The organism is Nitratireductor sp. XY-223, from assembly GCF_004959855.1.
Taxonomy (GTDB): Bacteria; Pseudomonadota; Alphaproteobacteria; order Rhizobiales; family Rhizobiaceae; genus Hoeflea_A.
Genome location: NZ_SPNT01000002.1, coordinates 234,026 through 250,202, shown reverse-complemented (window position 1 = coordinate 250,202; position 16,177 = coordinate 234,026). Strand labels below are relative to the sequence as shown.

The following is a 16,177-nucleotide window of genomic DNA, read 5'->3' as shown; positions in this document are numbered from 1 at the left end:
TCCCTGTGCCGGCATGCCGCCTTTGCCACAAGTGCCATCCCCGTGTTGCGGGATATGGTATGGTTGGAAAAAACACAGGGAGACCGACCATGACACCGACACCCTATCTGTTTTTCAACGGCCAGTGCGCCGAGGCGATTGCCGCCTATGCGGAGATTTTCGGCGGCGAGATCATGGAACAGATGCCGGCATCCGGCATGCCGGCCGAATTCCAGGTTCCCGAGGAGCGCCAGGGATGGATCATGCATTCGCGCGTGCGCATCGGCGATGGCGACCTGATGGCCTCCGACAACATCATGGGCGAGAGCGCCGGGATGGAGGGCTCCTCCGTGATGCTGAGTTTTCCCACAGCGGACGAAGGCAAGACGGTCTTCGACAGGCTGGCGGAAGGCGGCGAAATCCAGATGGCATGGGCCCCCACCTTCTGGGCCGCCGGGTTCGGAACGCTGACCGACCGTTTCGGCGTCAAATGGATGATCGGTTGCGACGAGCCGCCACAGGGCTGAGCCGCATGCAGGTGGTCTTTCCGGACCGGAACATCGCTGGAGGCGCCGCATGATCCTGTGCTCCTGCTGCGTTATTCGCCAGGATGAGTTGCGCGCGGCCGTGCGGGCCCTTATCACTGAAAATCCGAAGGCGCCGGTGACGCTCAACCGCGTTTACCGGCATCTCGGCCGCAAGCCGGACTGCATGGATTGTTCGCCGCTGCTGACGCGGCGGATCAGCATGATTTCGGCCGACATCATCGTGCGGGAAGACATCTTGCGCGGTCAGGACATACCAAGGAGATTGAAATGAAAGGCAATAAGAAGGTTCTTGATTACCTCAACAAGGCCCTCAAGCACGAACTGACCGCATCCAGCCAGTTTTGGCTGCATTACCGCCTGATGGACGACTGGGGTTTCGGAAAGCTGGCCTCCAAGTGGCGCGAGGAGGCGATCGAGGAAATGGAGCACGCGGACAAGCTCATCGTGCGCATCATCTTCCTGGAGGGCCATCCCAACCTGCAGACGCTCAATCCGCTGGTCATCGGCGAGACCGTCCGCGAGGTGCTCGATGCGGATCTTCGGGCCGAATACGAGGCGCGCGGCCTCTACAAGGAGGCGCGCGAAGCGTGCCGGGACGAGGGCGACTATGTCACCATGGGCCTTTTCGAGGAGCTGATGTCCGACGAGGAAGGCCATATCGACTTCCTCGAGACCCAGATCGATCTCTACGACACGATCGGCGACAAGCAGTACGGCCTGCTCAACGCCTCGCCGGCGAATGACGGCGACTAGGGCATGTAATCATAAACGGTCGAACCTTTGTGACGGCTTTCGGACAATGTACCGCGATTGATCAATCGACTGTGCACGTCGGCAATATGGACAAAGCGGACCTTTGACGACTTGCGCAACACCCAAGGTCCGTTAAATCTGGCGTGACGAAGCCACGGTGGTGTGTTCACTATCCGGCAGCCCTGTTTCATTGGGAGTTTCAGATGCCAAATGGCTCTTTACCTCCAGTCTTGCTTTTGACCGGCACCAACGCTGCGGCTTGGACGATGGATAATGTCCGTATGTCCTTCGAGGCTTCCGGTTATGTCTGCCACAGCCTCACCTACCGGCATCATGACCTGCCGCCCGGACCGGAACGCGACGCCAAGCTCGTCGGGCTAAGCATCGCGGATTTCATGGACGATGCCCGGCAAGCGATTGGAGAGATTGGCGAGAGTCCGGTTGTTGCAGGCCATTCTCTTGGTGGGGTTGTCGCGCAGCTCCTGGCGGCCGAGGGAGCCTTGAGAGCGGGCGTCCTCCTCAACAGCAGCATTGTGAACGGCATTTTGCCGACGACGGACGGGGAGCGTGAACTGGGAAAGCTGTTCATTTCGGCAGGCGCTTTCTGGGAGCAGGCGCTGGGGCAAGATCTCGAACTTCTGACGAAGTATGGGCTGAACACGCTGCCGACCGATATGCAACGTGACATCCATGCGCGTCTCGGCACCGAATCCGGTCGGGTGCTTTTCGAGTTTGTCTTCTGGATGTATGACGTTCACCAAACCACGCTTGTTGACCACAACAAGGTTTCCTGCCCCCTGCTCTTCATTTCAGGAACCGAGGACAAGGCCGTGGCGACGAGCACCGCGCGATTGATGGCCGAGCGCTACGAAACGGCGGACTTCCTCGCGGTCGACGGGGCATGCCATTACATCCAGTTTGACGACCAATGGCCAGAGACAGCCGCCAAGGCGCTTGACTGGCTGAGCCGAAAACTCTGAGAGGACTGCCCGTTCCGCGGACGCCCTCATTTTGCACCCGGAGTTGACTGAATCCCGTCTGCCTTCGTAAGGTCCTGTCTGTCGTCAGGGCGACATTCGGTCCGCGAAAAGGGTTGAACCCACCTTCAGCTTGCAGTCACAGAAGCTTTTTTCCTGCCCGCCGGCGCGGACACCGGGCTTTGAGGAAAGAAGGATTCTGATGACCGGCACACTTCCAGAAAACGCGAATATCGAGTGGCTCAAAAAGTCGGCGAAACAGTTGCTGCGCGAGTGGCGCGCGCAAGGCCGGGACGCCAGGCTGGCCGACGCGCAGTTCCAGCTTGCCCGCAGCTACGGTTTCACCAGCTGGCGAGCCATGAGACAGGCGATCGACCGTCTGCGCGATCAAGGCCATGAAGGAGCCGAAGGCTCCGAAAGCAACGCGGCCGATCGCTTCCTGAAGCAGGTCGGATCCGGGGACATGACCGCCATCAAGGCGGCGCTCCGGCTGCGGCCCGGCCTTGTCAACGCGGTCGGCGCCCATCCGTTCTGGGGCGGCCGCCCGCAGCCGCTTCATGTGGCCGTCGAAACGAAACGGCTGGCCGTTTTCGAATATCTGCTCGATGCCGGTGCCGACCCGGCGGGAATAAATGCGGGTTACGACAACTGGTCGCCACTGATGCTGGCATTGTCCCGCAGGCTGGACGCCATGAGCAAGATCCTTGTCGACAAGGGCGCGCCTGTCGGTGTTTGCGAAGCCCTGCTGATGGCCGATGACGCCAGGCTCGAACAATGCCTGGCGCAGGGCCCGGCCGTTCTTGAACAAAATGTGCCCTCTGGATCGCTCTTGTCCCTGGCGAGGACGGAAGCGGCCATCGCGCGGCTGATGGAACTCAATGTGTCGCCGGATACTAGGGATCGCTGGGGCGCCGATGCCATGGAAGCGCTCAGCAGGCTCGGCAAACGGGGGCGGGTGCTGGTCCGGGCGATGGCGCGTTACGGAAAGGAGATCAAGCCGGAGGAACTCGCGCGGCTCGGAGACCGCGATGCACTGGTGGCGTTGTCGCGCTCAGAGCCCGACGCCGCCTGGTCCGATGCGGCCCTTGTGGCGGCGGTCGATTTCGGCCATCACGAGATCGTCGAATGGATGCTCGCGAACGGCGCGAACCCAAATGCCCAGGCGACATTCGGCGCGCGGCGAGCGGCGCTGCATTCGGCGGCCTGGAACGGCGACCTGCAAATAGTGAAGATCCTCGTCCGTGCAGGCGCCGATACGAGCGCGCTGGACGAGGAACACCAGAACACGCCGCTCGGCTGGTCCAGGGTTGCTCGGCAGGTCACCAACAATCCGGACTGCGAGGAAGTCGAGGCCTATCTGACCGGGCTTGAAAAGATCTAGCGCGTGAAGGGATCGGAACCGCGCCCGCTCAGCCCGGCAGCCGGGAAAATCAGCGCGGTTGCTGGATGGCGGGCGCCTGGTGCGGACCGAAAGTCTCCGTGTGGATGCGGTCTGATTCAATGCCCCGCCGGACCAGCCCGTCGGTGACGTCCGCCAGAAAACCCATCGGCCCGCAAATCAGGTATTGGGCGGCCCGCGCATCCGTCAGCGCGGCCAGCATCCCGGCGTCGATGTGGCCTTCGTCGTCGTAGTCGCGTCCGGCAAGGTCTTTGTCCCTCGGTCGGCTGTAGACGACGCGCACGCTGACGTTCGGATGCTTCGAGGCAAGCGCCCGCACCTCTTCGGCAAACGGATGATGCGCGCCGTCGCGTGCGCCATGGACGAAATGGACCGGTCGGTCTCCAGCATGCTCCGCCAGCGCGTGCAGCATGCTGACCATCGGCGTCACGCCGACACCGGCGCTCACCAGCACAAGCGGCTCCGCTCCCTTCGGCAAGGTGAAATCGCCACCGGGTGCTTCGGCTTCAATGATTGCGCCGGTTTCCAGGCTGTCGTGCAGGAAGCGCGAGACGAGCCCCTTTGCCTCCCGTTTGACGCTGATGCGGTACCTTTGCGTGCCCGGCGCGCCGGACAGGGAATAGGTGCGCGTCACCTTGCTGTCGGTGCCGGGTATCGAAAGCTCGATGGGCAAGTGCTGCCCTGCTACAAATTCCGGCAGTGGCCCGCCGTCCCGCGCTTCGAAGACGAAGGATGTGACGTCGGCGCTTTCGGGCGTCTTTTCGATGAGGCGGAGCGAGCGGACCATGCCCGCATCCGTGTCCCAGTGCAGCGGCAGGGCGTGCGGCAGCGCGACGACCTCCTCGATCTCGAGCGTCACGGCGCGCCCCGTTTCCGGTGTATTCTCCGTTTGCGCCGCGTTCCATTCGACAAAGGCGCGGCCGGTCAGTTGAAGCATGCTGCCGGTCGCGAAATCGACGAACAGGAGACCAGCCCGCGGATCGAGGGTGATGTTGCCGATCGAATTGTAGCGGTTGTTGCCGGCGTAGTCGGGGAAGCGGATCCGCTTGCCGTCGATCACCTCGACGAACCCGGCTTCGCCGCCCCGGTGCGACGCATCCATGCCGTATGCCGGGTTGTCGCCGAGCCCGCGATAGCCGCTGGCAATGAACAGAGTGTCGGCGGTGGCAATGAAGGCCATTTGCCGGTCGGTCAGCGTTCGTCCCCGCCTGGGAGCGCCGGCACGGTGGCCGTCAACGTACTGTGGGCCGCGGGCGTGAATATATTGCGGGCAGTTGCCGAATGTCTGTTCGACATCGATTTCCAGGCCCGTCGCTGTTGATGTCGCGAGCCTGCCATTGATGCGGTTGCGCCGCCGCGTGGTGAATTCGATGCCGAGGATCCCGATATCGTCGCCGTCCTTGAAGGCATGTTCGAGCGCATCGCCCGATGGCGGTCTTGCGTCGATCGCCAATCGGCGGGGATCGGGCGAGCGGACAAATCCGTCCCGCCCGGTGAGCACCGTGGCCCAGGGCCGGCCCTGCGCATCGCGGGCGGCGACCACGAGATGGGGCAGCGCGGCATAGAAGGACCGGTGCTGCTCGGGCATGTGATCGCGGATCGCGTGGCGGGCCCAGGTTTCGATGCCGCGCGCGCCCAGCCGCTCCTGCACGGCCTGTTCGCCGTCATGAAACGGGGAAAGGTCTTCGTTGAGTGCCGGATTGTTCAGCATGGTGCATCTCCGTGTGGAAGAGGCCGGGCGCGCCGCGGCCCGGTGTTTGGTTGATCAGGCGGCGAGCCCGGCAGGCGTCGCCGCCATGGCGACGAATCCAGGCAGGTTCTCGATGCGTTTGAGGTGCGCGCGGATGTTCGGGTAGCCCTCAAGCGAGACATTCCCCTCCGGCGCATGCGCCGTGTAGCTGTAGATCGCGACATCCGCGATGCTCGGCCGCGTGCCGACCAGCCAATCGCGCCCTTCGAGATGGGCTTCCAGCCGGTCGAAGGCCTGTGCTGCAACGGCCGCGGCGTGGTCGGCGTCGAGATCGGCTCTGAAAACGGTGATGAGCCGCGCGGCGGCGGGACCGTTGGCGATGGGACCGGCGGCGAAGGAAAGAAACCTCTGGACCTGCGCCTCGAGGGCAAAATCTGTCGGCAACCAGTCGGGCGCATATTTGCGTGCGAGATAGACAAGAATGGCGTTGGAATCGGCGATAACAGTCTCGCCGTCCTCGATCACCGGCACCTGCCCAAACGGGTTGAGGGACTGAAATGCCGGCTGCTTGTGCTCCCCGGCAAGCAGATCGACATCGACCAGCGTATGGCCGATGCCCGCGAGATTGGCGAAAAGCACGACCCGGTGGGAATGGCCGGACAGCGGGTGATGGTGAATGCGAATGGCGTTTGACATGTTCTTTCATCCTGTGGGTTCGATTCGAACCGGCGCCGATTGCCCGGCCGCCGATGAAAGAAGGATAATTATCTACCAATGCGAAGATAACCGTATATATTTTTCATTAATTATGTAAAATTTTGACATAATAATGGGCACACCAAGAGACGGGCTTCTGACAATGGACCAGATTGAGGCCATGCGGGCATTTGTGGCGGTCGCGAAGGAAAACTCCTTCACCGGCGCGGCGGGACGGCTCGGCAAATCGACGAAGCTCGTGAGCAATCATGTCGCTGCGCTGGAGCGCCGCCTTGCGGCGCAGCTTTTTCACCGCACCACCCGCAGCGTGACCCTCACCGACCTGGGGACGGCCTATCTGGAGCGCTGCCGGCCCCTTCTCGATCAGTTCGACGAGCTGGACGATCTGGTGCAGGACCGGCACCGGGCCCTGTCTGGTCCGATACGCATCACCGCCCCCACCGGCTTCGGTTCAGCCTGGCTCGTGCAGGCGCTCGCGCCGTTTCAGACCGAGCATCCGGCTATCGAGATCGACCTGCACCTGACCGACAAGCGGGTCGCGCTGGTCGAGGAGGGTTTCGATCTCGGCGTGCGCATCGGCATACTGCGCGATTCGACCCTGCGGGTCCGCAAGCTGGCGGACATGCCGCTCGTCGTGTGCGCGGCGCCGTCCTATCTCGAAACGCATGGACGGCCGGCACACCCGCAATCGCTGGCCTCGCACAATTGTCTGATCAACGGCGACCGGCAGGGCCCCGAGACATGGCACTTTATGCGCGAGGGCGAGGCGCTTTCCGTTCGGGTGACCGGCAATTTCACCGCAAACATGCCCGCCGCCGTTGCCGCGATGGCAATCGGCGGGCTCGGGATCGCCTGCTCGCCGCGCTATGCGGTGGAGCCGGCACTGGCTGACGGCCGGCTCGAAGCGCTGTTCGAGGACAGCAACGCAATGGATTTCGGGGTCTATGCGCTTTATCCGCCGAACCGCCATCTCACGGCCCGCATGCGCGCGCTGATCGACCACCTCGCCGCCTATTTCGGGTCAAGGTCGAGCGCCTGGGAGCGCCGGCAATCTTGAAACTACAGCGTCGTGCGTGATCTCAGCGCCGCCGTCAGCGTGCCTTCGTCGAGATAGTCCAGTTCGCCGCCCACCGGAACGCCGTGGGCGAGGCGGGTGATGGTGACGTCCAGCCCGTCGAGCTGGTCGGTGATGTAATGGGCCGTCGTCTGGCCCTCGACCGTGGCATTGACCGCGATGATGATCTCCTTCGCCCCGTCGCCGGCCGAGATCCGCTCCACCAGCGGCTTGATATTGAGGTCGTCGGGACCGATGCCGTCGAGCGGCGAAAGCGTGCCGCCGAGCACGTGGTAGCGGCAGTTCATCGCCGCCGCCCGTTCCAGCGCCCACAGGTCCGACACATCCTCCACGACGATGATGGTTCCGTGGTCGCGCCGCGGATCGGTGCAGATGGTGCAGGGATCGCGCGTGTCGACATTGCCACAGGTCGTGCACACGGTCACGCTGTCGCGCGCCGCCGCCAGGGCCTCGGCCAGCGGTGCCAGCACCTGCTCTTTCTTCTTGATGAGATGCAGGGCCGCCCGGCGTGCCGAACGGGGCCCGAGCCCCGGCACCCGAGCCAGGAGCTGGATCAGCTTTTCGATTTCCGGTCCGGCGACGCTTTTTGCCATAAGCCCTATTTAGCGCGATTCGCGGGGAAAGGCAGGCCCCGGCAACGGGCGGCAATTGCGTCGGGGCCGTTGCATTTGCGGACAACGGCTTTATGTGTGTGGGGCATCAATTGCAGGACGGGAACCGGGCATGGCGCAAAGTCTGAAAGTAGCGGTCCAGATGGACCATGTTTCGACCATTCAGATCGAAGGCGATTCCACCTTCGCCATGTGTCTTGAGGCGCAAAACCGCGGCCACCGCATGTTCCACTACACGCCGTCGCAGCTCTCGCTGCGTGACGGCACCGTCTATGCCCAAATGGAGCCGATGACCCTCCGCGACGAAGTCGGCGATCACTATACGCTTGGGGAGGGGGTGCGCACCGACCTGTCGGAGATGGACGTGGTGCTGCTGCGCCAGGACCCGCCCTTCGACATGTCCTACATCACCTCGACGCACCTGCTGGAGCGCATTCACCCGCAAACGCTGGTGGTCAACGATCCGGCATGGGTCCGCAACTCACCGGAAAAGATCTTCGTCACCGAGTTTCCCGATCTCATGCCCGAGACCCTGATCACCAGCGATCCGGACGAGATCGCCGCCTTCCGCCGCGACATCGGCGACATCATCATCAAGCCGCTCTACGGCAATGGCGGCGCGGGCGTTTTCCACCTGCGCAAGGAGGACCGCAATCTCTCCTCGCTGCTGGAGATGTTCGAGCAGCTCTACCGCGAGCCGCTGATCGCGCAGCGCTACCTGCCGGACGTGCGCGCCGGCGACAAGCGCATCATCCTCGTCGACGGCGATCCCGTCGGTGCCATCAACCGGGTGCCGGCGGAGACCGACGCGCGCTCCAACATGCATGTCGGCGGGCGGGCCGAGCCCGTCGGCCTGACCGAACGCGAGCGCGAGATCTGCGCCCGCATCGCCCCGTCGCTGAAAGAACGCGGATTCCTGTTTGTCGGTATCGACGTCATCGGCGACGTGATGACCGAGATCAACGTCACCTCGCCGACCGGCATCCGCGAGGTCAAGAAGTTCGGCGGCGCCGATATCGCGGCGCTGTTGTGGGACGCGATCGAGGCCAGAAGGGCGGGCTGAACCGGAATACCGTTCAGCCTTTGTGCACCAGCCAGTCGCGGATGAGGTGATGGGCGATCGCCCCCGGCGGCGGCGAGGTGAGGTCCTCGGCACCGGTCTGTTGGCTGAGTAGGGAAGCTGCCTCCTCGCGGTTGAACCACCGGCAGTCTTCGATCTCCCGCGCGTCGATCTCGATTTTGGTGGAGACCGCCTCCCTTTAGCAGCCGATCATCAGCGTGTGCGGCATCGGCCAGGGCTGGCTCGCGTGATAGCGCACGCGCCCGATCCGGATGCCCGATTCCTCCTGGGTTTCCCGGCGCACCGCGTCCTCGATCGTCTCGCCCGGCTCCAAAAAGCCGGCGAGGCAGGAATACATGCCGGGCGGAAAATGCGGGCTGCGGCCGAGCAGGCAGCGGTCGCTTTCGGTGTCGACCGCCAGCATGATCACCACCGGGTCGGTGCGCGGAAACAGCAGATGGCCGCAGTTGGAGCATTCCCGTCGGTAACCGCCGGCCTTTGAACGGGTCTCGCCGCCGCAGCGGCCGCAATGGCCGTGCGAGCGCGCCCAGGCGACAAGGCTCGCCGCCTGCGCCATCTGGCCGAGTTCGTCCCCCTTCACCAGGCCCTGGATGTAGATCGAGCGGTTGTCGATGGCCTTGACCGTGTCGGGCAATTGCTCCGGATCGAGCCGCACATGGGCCGCAATACGCGGCGCATCGCCTTCGGCGAAGCCGAGAAGCACCGCGTTGTCCATGTCGGGATCGAAAGGCTGGATCTCTTCAAGGCTGTGCAGGGCGTTGAAACCGTCGCCAACCTTTCTCAGGAAGGCGCGGCCGTCGCCGATCGCGAAAATGCGTGCCCTGGGCGAGGCCAGTGCCTGCTCGAGGCAATCGTCATCGCGGTGTTCGGATCTGCGGTCGAGGCTGTTTCCCGCAAAGGCGACATGGCTGCTCGGCTCGCTGCCGTCACCGGGCGCATCGAAAATGGACAATTGTGCCGGTTCCTAAAGTTCCTTGACGATCGCTTCAATCAGCGCGTTGGCGCTATTGGTATCATAAGGCTCGGCTTTTCCAACCCCCCATACCGGTCCCGGCCAGGCGGTGTCGCCCGGGCTGCGCGCGATGACATGCAGGTGAAGCTGGCGGACCTTGTTGCCGAGCGAACCGATATTGATCTTGTCGCATTCCGTGACGCGCTTGAGCGCCCGCGCCGTCTCGCCCGCTTCGAAGGTCAGCAGTGTCTGGTCCAGCGGCGTCAGGTGGTATATTTCCTCCGCCTCGATGCGCTGCGGAACGAGCAGGAACCACGGCCAGCGCCTGTCGTTCATCAGCCGCAGCTGGCAAAGACCCAATATGGACACGAGGCGGCTGTCCGCCTCAAGCTGCGCATCCAGTATGAAACCGCGCATGCCCGTTCATCCCGTCGCTACTTTGCGCCCGTTGCTACTTTGCGAAAGACTAGCAGCTTTTTTTCCGCTTGGCCCGCATTTGATGCCCGTATTGACCGCAATCGAATCTGCGACCAGTCTTGTCACACCCTGTTCACGCTACGATTCTCAAGGACCGCACAATGAAAATCTCCGGGACGTTTGACGTAAAACTCGAACCGCTGGACGCCGCGACAGCCGGCGAGAACGGCATCGCCTTCGGCCGCATGTCGATCGACAAGACCTATCAGGGTGCACTGGAAGGGCGCTCGCGCGGCGAAATGCTGACCGTCATGACACAGGTCCAGGGATCGGCCGGCTATGTGGCGGCCGAACAGGTCACCGGGTCCCTGTCGGGGAAACGGGGGAGTTTCGTTCTGCAGCACTACGGCAACATGAAGGGCGGCGGGGAGTTCCTCATGCTGCAGGTCGTTCCGGATTCGGCCACCGGTGAACTTGTCGGCCTCACCGGAAAAATGGACATCCGCATCGAGGACGGCCAGCACTTCTACGATTTCGACTACAACCTGCCGGATTAGGGCGGCCTTCCGAGACCGCGCTAGTTGATCCAAAGGGTCAGCGCCAGGGGCACCACGACGATCGTCAATAGCGTCGAGATCAGGATGAAGCCGGCCACCTCGTGGGCGATTTCCGCCATGTGGCGCTCGACGAAGAGATAGGTGGACGCGGCCGCCGGCATCAGACAGCACAAAATCATCACGCCGCGCTCGGTGCCGGTAAAGCCGAACGCATGCACCAGGCCGAAAGCGACAACCGCGGCCATGGCGATGTGAAAGAGGCTGAGATAGACGGCCCGCCAGACGGTTTCCGGCCTCAGCGTTGCCAGCGTGTGACCGAGCGTCAGCAGCATCAGCGGGATGGAAAGGCCGCCGAGGATCGTGAACGCACCGCCGAGTGGCTTGGGCAGTTGCGTGTCCGTGCCCAGCAGCACCAGCGCGATCAGCACGGCGTATATGATCGGCGATCTGGCCAGGTCGCGCAGCGAGAATGTTCCCGAAGGCACCCACACGCCGACCGTGAAGATGCTGACCAGGATGACGATGACAAAGCCCATGGCATAGGCCATGCCTTCATTGCCGAAGGCGAGCAGCGCCACCGGCAGGCCGATATTGCCGACATTGTTGTGCATCATTGGCGACAGGAATGCGCGCACCGACAGGCCCATAAGCTTCAGGAATACGAAGCCGATGATGCCGAAGCAGGCAACGGAACAGGCTGCGGCGAATGCCATTATGAGGAAGCGGTCGAGCTCGATATGGCCGGCCGACAGATGCGAGATGATCAGCGTCGGATAGCCGACATTGGTGATCACCGTCATGATGGTCTTGTTGTCGAACGGCGCCTTGAAGAGCGCCAGGCCATAGCCGACGCCGGCGCAGATCAGCACCGGCACGATGACATTCAACACGTTCAGGAATAGCGCTTCCAACCGGCAAGTCCTTCCATAGAGCCAGCGGGAGCATAGCCGCGCGACGGGCCGGATTAAACGGGTTTGCCGCTCATCAACAAAACAATTGCAAGGGTGCGCAAAATTGGGGTCCTGACAGTTTTTTGCAGCCGGCACTTGCATTTGCCGCGCCGATTGTCGATATGGAGCGCGGGAGGTTGGTGGTGGACGAGCCACTCGCCAACCGGGTCAGGTCCGGAAGGAAGCAGCCCTAACGAGCCACGGCACGGGTCACCGTGCCAGCCTCCCACCCCCAATGCCGTCGACGGGTGGAACGCCGTGCTATTGACGCGGCCGTACCGCCGGGGCGACACTCCGTCAGGCAACACGGTATATGCCGGGACTGAACACCTAGATGAACGACGGCAAGACACCAGACGAAAACGGCTACCGGGTCCTCGCCCGCAAGTACCGCCCGCGGGATTTCGGCGATCTGATCGGCCAGGAGCCGATGGTCCGCACCCTCACCAACGCCTTCGAGACGGAGCGCATCGCCCAGGCCTACATGCTGACCGGCGTGCGCGGCGTCGGCAAGACGACGACGGCGCGCATTCTGGCGCGCGCCCTCAACTACCGCACGGACAGTGTCGACAAGCCAACCATCGATCTCGCCACGCCCGGCGAGCACTGCGAGGCGATCATGGCCGGCAGCCATGTCGACGTCATCGAGATGGACGCCGCCTCCCATACCGGCATCGACGACATCCGCGAGATCATCGAGCAGGTGCGCTACCGCCCGGTAACCGCCCGCTACAAGGTCTACATCATCGACGAGGTGCACATGCTGTCGACACAGGCCTTCAACGGCCTGCTGAAGACGCTCGAGGAGCCGCCTGCCCACGTCAAGTTCATCTTCGCAACCACCGAGATCCGCAAGGTCCCGGTGACGGTCCTCTCCCGGTGCCAGCGCTTCGACCTGCGCCGTATCGAGGCGGCCGCGCTGATCGCCCATTTCCGCGCCATTGCCGAAAAGGAAGGCGTTGCGATTGACGACGAATCCCTGGCGATGATCGCCCGCGCGGCCGAAGGCTCGGCGCGCGACGGCCTCTCGCTCATGGACCAGGCGATCGCCCATGGCGGCGGCACGGTCGAGTCGGCGGCGGTGCGCGACATGCTCGGCGTTGCCGATCGCAGCCAGGTCGTCGAACTCTTCCACCAGGTCGCGAAGGGCGATGTGACGGCGGCCCTGGCGACATTCCGCGCGCTCTATGACGGCGGCGCCAACCCGACCGTCATACTCACCGACCTCGCCGATTTCACCCATCTGGTGACACGGCTGAAATTCGTCGCCGATGCGGCGGCCGATCCCGCCCTGAGCGAGGCCGAGCGCACCCGCGGCAATGAGTTTGCCGACGAGCTGTCGGTGCCTGTGCTGTCGCGCCTGTGGCAGATGCTGCTGAAGGGCATTCCCGAGACCGAGCAGTCCAGCCGGCCGGTGAGCGCCTGTGAGATGGTGCTGATCCGCCTGACCCACGCCGCCAACCTGCCGTCGCCGGGCGAGGCTGTGAAGCAGTTTACCGAGGCGCTCTCGCGCGAACCGTCGCCACCCGCAGACCGTCCCTCCAACGGCGGCCGCCCTGCCTCGGACGACGCGCCGCAATCCGCCTCCGCGGCCTTCGACAATGGCGGTCCCCCGCCGGGACCTTCCGGGTCAGGACCGGTGGCCATGCTGCGCCCCGTCGAGGACGGCATGCCGCAGGCGCAGGAAACCGCGCGCCCGCAGCCGATCGTCGCCACCATCGCCGATCTGGCCGAGCTTGCCGGCGACAACCGCGACGCCAAGCTGAAGGCGATGATCCGCAAATATCTGCGCCCGGTGAAGATCGAGGCCGGACGGCTGGAGGTCGGTCTTGCCGAAGACGCGCCGAAATCGCTGATCGGCGAACTGGACGGCAAGCTGAAACAATGGACCGGCATGCGCTGGATCATCGCCATCAGCCGGGAACGCGGCGGCCACACCATCGAGGAGATGGAAAAGGCCCATCGTGCCGAACTCGTCAGCGATGCCGGCAACGACCCCGATGTCGCCGCAATCCTGAACCAGTTTCCGGGTGCCCGCATCACCGATGTGCGCATCAGGGCCGAGGACATGGAGCCGCCCGCTTCGCAACAGAGCGAAGACGGCGACATTCTTCCCGACGACACAGACAGTTGAAAAAAGCGGCCGCCGGCGGCGCCGCGCAGGAAACGGAGACGTAAGATGCGTGACCTCATGGGCATGATGGGCAAGGTCAAGGAAATGCAGGAGAAGATGGCCAGCCTGCAGCAGGAGGTCGAACAGCTCGAGCTCGAGGGCACATCGGGCGGCGGTCTCGTCACCGTGAAGCTCAACGGCAAGGGCAACATGCTGTCCATGTCCGTCGATCCCTCGCTGATCAAGGAGGACGAGGCCGAGATCCTCGAGGACCTCATTGTCGCCGCCCACAATGACGCCAAGTCCAAGGTCGAGGCGGCCGTCCAGGCCAAGACCCAGGAACTGACCGCCGGCCTTCCCATTCCGCCCGGCATGAAACTGCCGTTTTGAGCGGCAAGGGGCGCATTGCCAACCGTCCAGAATTGAACAAGTATGGGGCCCCGAATTACGCCGGCGCACCGCCGGGATTCCCAGACAGGACCCCATGCCCTTTGCACCCATTGCACCGATCCGCTCCATTGCCGACATAAGGCGGCTTGAGGAGGTGCCGCTCGCCGAGGCGGTCACGGTAAAAAGCACCTACGAGATCTTCGCCGAATCGGCGCGCGCTTTCGAAGACAAGACCGCGCTCACCTTCCTGCGCACCGGCGATCCTCGGGATCCGCCGATCCGCTGGAGCTACCGGCAGCTATTCGAGGGCATCAACCGCACGGCCAATCTCCTTCACGGCCTTGGGCTCGGGCCGGACGACGCGGTGGCCGCGCTGCTGCCGGGCTGTCTCGAATACCACCTGGTTCTGTGGGGCGGCGAGGCGGCCGGCATTGTCCAGCCGCTCAATCCGCTCCTGTCGCTCGAAAAGCTTGCTGAACTGATCCGCGCCGCCGGCGCGAAGATCCTTGTCGCCTACGGCGCCGAGGAGGATGCCGGCTACTGGTCGAAGGCCATGGCCCTGCGCGAAGCCGTCGACGGGCTGACGGTGCTGCGGGTCGCGCCGCATGACGAGGAAACCCCGCCGGGCCACGGCGGCGACGTCGACTTCCAGGCGCTGCTTGAAGACCAGCCGTCGGACCGGCTCGTCAGCGGCCGCGAAATCGCCGCCGACGACATCGCCGCCTATTTCCACACCGGCGGCACCACCGGCGCCCCGAAGCTCGCCATGCACAGCCACGGCAACCAGGTCTTTACCGCCTGGGCCAGCGTCCAGCTTCAGGGCATGACCCCCAATGACGTCAGCATCAACGGCTATCCGCTGTTTCATGTCGCCGGCGTCCTGCCGGGTTCGCTCACCGCGCTGTCGGCCGGCGTCGAGACCATCATTCCGACGACGACGCTGTTTCGCAACCCGGACATACGCGCCAATTACTGGCGCCTCGTTGAGAAATACCGCTCGACATCGCTCTCGGCCGTGCCGACGGTGCTGGCGGCGCTCGCCAATGTGCCGGTGGGCGGTGCCGACATCTCCTCGATCCGCTATTGCCGCACCGGCGCCGCGATCCTGCCGCCGGAGCTCGCCGAGCGCTTCGAGGCGCTTTACGGGCTGCACGTGCACGAGGCCCTCGGCATGACCGAGATGGCCGGCATCAGTTCGATCCGGCCGCCCGGCGTGCGCGGACCCGCCGGCTGCGTCGGCTTTCCCATTCCCTATTCGCAAACGCGCATCGTCGCGCTTGACGCCGATGGCGGCCCGTCCGAACGCGACTTGCCGGTCGGCGAGCACGGCATGATCCTCTTCAGGGCGCCGAACGTCTTTCCCGGCTTCCTGGATCCCAAAGCGACGAAGAAAGCGTTCACCGGGGACGGCTGGCTGGCGACCGGCGATGTCGGCTGGCTGGACGACGATGGCCGCCTCAACCTCACCGGGCGCTCCAAGGACCTGATCATCCGCAGCGGCCACAATATCGATCCGAAGGTGATCGAGGACGCGCTGGGTTCGCACCCGGCCGTACAGCTCTGCGCCGCCGTCGGCGCGCCGGACGCCTATGCCGGCGAGCTGCCCGTTGCCTTCGCCGTGCTGATGCCGGATGCCGAGGCAAATGAGGCGGAACTGCTCGACTGGACCAACGCCCGCGTCGACGAGCCGCCGGCGCGGCCGAAATCCGTGTCGGTGATCCCGGCGATGCCGATGACCAATGTCGGCAAGATCTTCAAGCCGGAACTGCGCCGGCTGGCGGCGGAGGGCACGGTGCTGGAGGTCTTGAGCGAGGAGGGTGTGGAAGGCGCTGCAGCGGAAGCAGCCCTGTCGCCCGACGGCAGGCTGTTGGTGGCAGTTACGCTACCGGCCGGGATGGATGCTGAGAAGAACGACGCGATCGCCGCGCGGTTGGAACCGCTGCCGGTCGCGATCACAATGACTTAGCC

General features: G+C 64.0%; 16 protein-coding genes, 1 other RNA gene and 1 pseudogene. 12 read left to right on the top strand and 6 right to left on the bottom strand.

The features are described 5' to 3' along the window. The first annotated feature begins 89 nt into the window (after positions 1 to 89). The 5 genes from E4M07_RS07765 to E4M07_RS07745 all read left to right on the top strand — a co-directional run bounded on the left by E4M07_RS07765 (position 90) and on the right by E4M07_RS07745 (position 3,638). Positions 90 to 506: a glyoxalase/bleomycin resistance/extradiol dioxygenase family protein gene (locus E4M07_RS07765; protein ID WP_169054127.1), complete on the top strand. Its 417-nt coding sequence runs from the start codon at positions 90 to 92 to the stop codon at positions 504 to 506. Positions 507 to 555: 49 nt separating this feature from the next. Continuing rightward, the gene (locus tag E4M07_RS07760) at positions 556 to 798 is read left to right on the top strand and encodes a hypothetical protein (RefSeq protein ID WP_136657745.1); all 243 of its coding nucleotides are present in this window, start codon (positions 556 to 558) and stop codon (positions 796 to 798) included. Beyond that, a complete protein-coding gene (gene bfr, locus E4M07_RS07755; protein ID WP_136657744.1) occupies positions 795 to 1,280 on the top strand; it encodes a bacterioferritin in 486 nt (161 codons plus the stop codon). Before E4M07_RS07760 ends, bfr begins: the two co-directional genes overlap by 4 nt. Positions 1,281 to 1,483: 203 nt before the next feature. Further along, a complete protein-coding gene (locus tag E4M07_RS07750) occupies positions 1,484 to 2,260 on the top strand; it encodes an alpha/beta hydrolase (protein ID WP_136657743.1) in 777 nt (258 codons plus the stop codon). A 199-nt stretch (positions 2,261 to 2,459) separates the two neighbouring features. Continuing rightward, entirely contained in the window at positions 2,460 to 3,638 is a 1,179-nt protein-coding gene (locus E4M07_RS07745) for an ankyrin repeat domain-containing protein (protein WP_136657742.1), read from the top strand. Positions 3,639 to 3,687: 49 nt separating this feature from the next. Here the strand turns inward: E4M07_RS07745 and E4M07_RS07740 are convergent, their stop codons facing one another. Both E4M07_RS07740 and E4M07_RS07735 read right to left on the bottom strand, forming a co-directional pair. Beyond that, the gene (locus tag E4M07_RS07740; protein ID WP_136657741.1) at positions 3,688 to 5,367 is read right to left on the bottom strand and encodes a pyridoxamine 5'-phosphate oxidase family protein; all 1,680 of its coding nucleotides are present in this window, start codon (positions 5,365 to 5,367) and stop codon (positions 3,688 to 3,690) included. Positions 5,368 to 5,421: 54 nt separating this feature from the next. Beyond that, positions 5,422 to 6,042, bottom strand: coding sequence for a glutathione S-transferase (locus E4M07_RS07735; protein ID WP_136657740.1), 621 nt, complete (start codon positions 6,040 to 6,042; stop codon positions 5,422 to 5,424). A 163-nt stretch (positions 6,043 to 6,205) separates the two neighbouring features. Between E4M07_RS07735 and E4M07_RS07730 the strand changes: the two genes are divergently transcribed. Continuing rightward, the gene (locus E4M07_RS07730; protein WP_136658459.1) at positions 6,206 to 7,120 is read left to right on the top strand and encodes a LysR family transcriptional regulator; all 915 of its coding nucleotides are present in this window, start codon (positions 6,206 to 6,208) and stop codon (positions 7,118 to 7,120) included. A 2-nt stretch (positions 7,121 to 7,122) separates the two neighbouring features. Here E4M07_RS07730 and recR read toward each other — a convergent pair whose 3' ends face one another. Then, positions 7,123 to 7,731 (bottom strand): recombination mediator RecR, encoded by a 609-nt coding sequence (recR, locus tag E4M07_RS07725; protein ID WP_136657739.1) that lies wholly within the window; start codon positions 7,729 to 7,731, stop codon positions 7,123 to 7,125. Positions 7,732 to 7,861: 130 nt separating this feature from the next. Between recR and gshB the strand changes: the two genes are divergently transcribed. After that, on the top strand, positions 7,862 to 8,812 hold the full coding sequence (gshB, locus tag E4M07_RS07720) for a glutathione synthase (RefSeq protein ID WP_136657738.1): 951 nt from the start codon (positions 7,862 to 7,864) through the stop codon (positions 8,810 to 8,812). 13 nt (positions 8,813 to 8,825) lie between these two features. On the opposite strand, the pseudogene nudC reads toward gshB, so the two are convergent. Next, positions 8,826 to 9,782 (bottom strand): annotated as a pseudogene (gene nudC, locus E4M07_RS07715) (NAD(+) diphosphatase). A gap of 12 nt (positions 9,783 to 9,794) precedes the next feature. Then, positions 9,795 to 10,199, bottom strand: coding sequence for an HIT family protein (locus E4M07_RS07710; RefSeq protein WP_136657737.1), 405 nt, complete (start codon positions 10,197 to 10,199; stop codon positions 9,795 to 9,797). A 161-nt stretch (positions 10,200 to 10,360) separates the two neighbouring features. On the opposite strand from E4M07_RS07710, the gene E4M07_RS07705 reads away from it, so the two are divergent. Further along, positions 10,361 to 10,756: a DUF3224 domain-containing protein gene (locus E4M07_RS07705; RefSeq protein WP_136657736.1), complete on the top strand. Its 396-nt coding sequence runs from the start codon at positions 10,361 to 10,363 to the stop codon at positions 10,754 to 10,756. A 20-nt stretch (positions 10,757 to 10,776) separates the two neighbouring features. Here E4M07_RS07705 and E4M07_RS07700 read toward each other — a convergent pair whose 3' ends face one another. Further along, positions 10,777 to 11,667: an AEC family transporter gene (locus E4M07_RS07700; RefSeq protein WP_136657735.1), complete on the bottom strand. Its 891-nt coding sequence runs from the start codon at positions 11,665 to 11,667 to the stop codon at positions 10,777 to 10,779. Positions 11,668 to 11,838: 171 nt separating this feature from the next. On the opposite strand from E4M07_RS07700, the gene ffs reads away from it, so the two are divergent. The 4 genes from ffs to E4M07_RS07680 all read left to right on the top strand — a co-directional run bounded on the left by ffs (position 11,839) and on the right by E4M07_RS07680 (position 16,175). Continuing rightward, positions 11,839 to 11,936: signal recognition particle sRNA small type (ffs, locus tag E4M07_RS07695), an RNA gene on the top strand. Positions 11,937 to 12,040: 104 nt separating this feature from the next. After that, on the top strand, positions 12,041 to 13,840 hold the full coding sequence (locus E4M07_RS07690; RefSeq protein ID WP_136657734.1) for a DNA polymerase III subunit gamma/tau: 1,800 nt from the start codon (positions 12,041 to 12,043) through the stop codon (positions 13,838 to 13,840). A 45-nt stretch (positions 13,841 to 13,885) separates the two neighbouring features. After that, on the top strand, positions 13,886 to 14,209 hold the full coding sequence (locus E4M07_RS07685) for a YbaB/EbfC family nucleoid-associated protein (RefSeq protein ID WP_136657733.1): 324 nt from the start codon (positions 13,886 to 13,888) through the stop codon (positions 14,207 to 14,209). Between the two features lie 94 nt (positions 14,210 to 14,303). Continuing rightward, positions 14,304 to 16,175, top strand: coding sequence for an acyl-CoA synthetase (locus tag E4M07_RS07680; RefSeq protein WP_136657732.1), 1,872 nt, complete (start codon positions 14,304 to 14,306; stop codon positions 16,173 to 16,175). Positions 16,176 to 16,177: the final 2 nt, after the last annotated feature.

Bases quoted from the DNA above. Each gene is read 5' to 3' on its own strand.
- E4M07_RS07765 (WP_169054127.1), top strand. From the start codon at position 90: ATGACACCGACACCCTATCTGTTTTTCAACGGCCAGTGCGCCGAGGCG.
- E4M07_RS07760 (WP_136657745.1), top strand. From the start codon at position 556: ATGATCCTGTGCTCCTGCTGCGTTATTCGCCAGGATGAGTTGCGCGCG.
- bfr (WP_136657744.1), top strand. From the start codon at position 795: ATGAAAGGCAATAAGAAGGTTCTTGATTACCTCAACAAGGCCCTCAAG.
- E4M07_RS07750 (WP_136657743.1), top strand. From the start codon at position 1,484: ATGCCAAATGGCTCTTTACCTCCAGTCTTGCTTTTGACCGGCACCAAC.
- E4M07_RS07745 (WP_136657742.1), top strand. From the start codon at position 2,460: ATGACCGGCACACTTCCAGAAAACGCGAATATCGAGTGGCTCAAAAAG.
- E4M07_RS07740 (WP_136657741.1), bottom strand. From the start codon at position 5,367: ATGCTGAACAATCCGGCACTCAACGAAGACCTTTCCCCGTTTCATGAC.
- E4M07_RS07735 (WP_136657740.1), bottom strand. From the start codon at position 6,042: ATGTCAAACGCCATTCGCATTCACCATCACCCGCTGTCCGGCCATTCC.
- E4M07_RS07730 (WP_136658459.1), top strand. From the start codon at position 6,206: ATGGACCAGATTGAGGCCATGCGGGCATTTGTGGCGGTCGCGAAGGAA.
- recR (WP_136657739.1), bottom strand. From the start codon at position 7,731: ATGGCAAAAAGCGTCGCCGGACCGGAAATCGAAAAGCTGATCCAGCTC.
- gshB (WP_136657738.1), top strand. From the start codon at position 7,862: ATGGCGCAAAGTCTGAAAGTAGCGGTCCAGATGGACCATGTTTCGACC.
- E4M07_RS07710 (WP_136657737.1), bottom strand. From the start codon at position 10,199: ATGCGCGGTTTCATACTGGATGCGCAGCTTGAGGCGGACAGCCGCCTC.
- E4M07_RS07705 (WP_136657736.1), top strand. From the start codon at position 10,361: ATGAAAATCTCCGGGACGTTTGACGTAAAACTCGAACCGCTGGACGCC.
- E4M07_RS07690 (WP_136657734.1), top strand. From the start codon at position 12,041: ATGAACGACGGCAAGACACCAGACGAAAACGGCTACCGGGTCCTCGCC.
- E4M07_RS07685 (WP_136657733.1), top strand. From the start codon at position 13,886: ATGCGTGACCTCATGGGCATGATGGGCAAGGTCAAGGAAATGCAGGAG.
- E4M07_RS07680 (WP_136657732.1), top strand. From the start codon at position 14,304: ATGCCCTTTGCACCCATTGCACCGATCCGCTCCATTGCCGACATAAGG.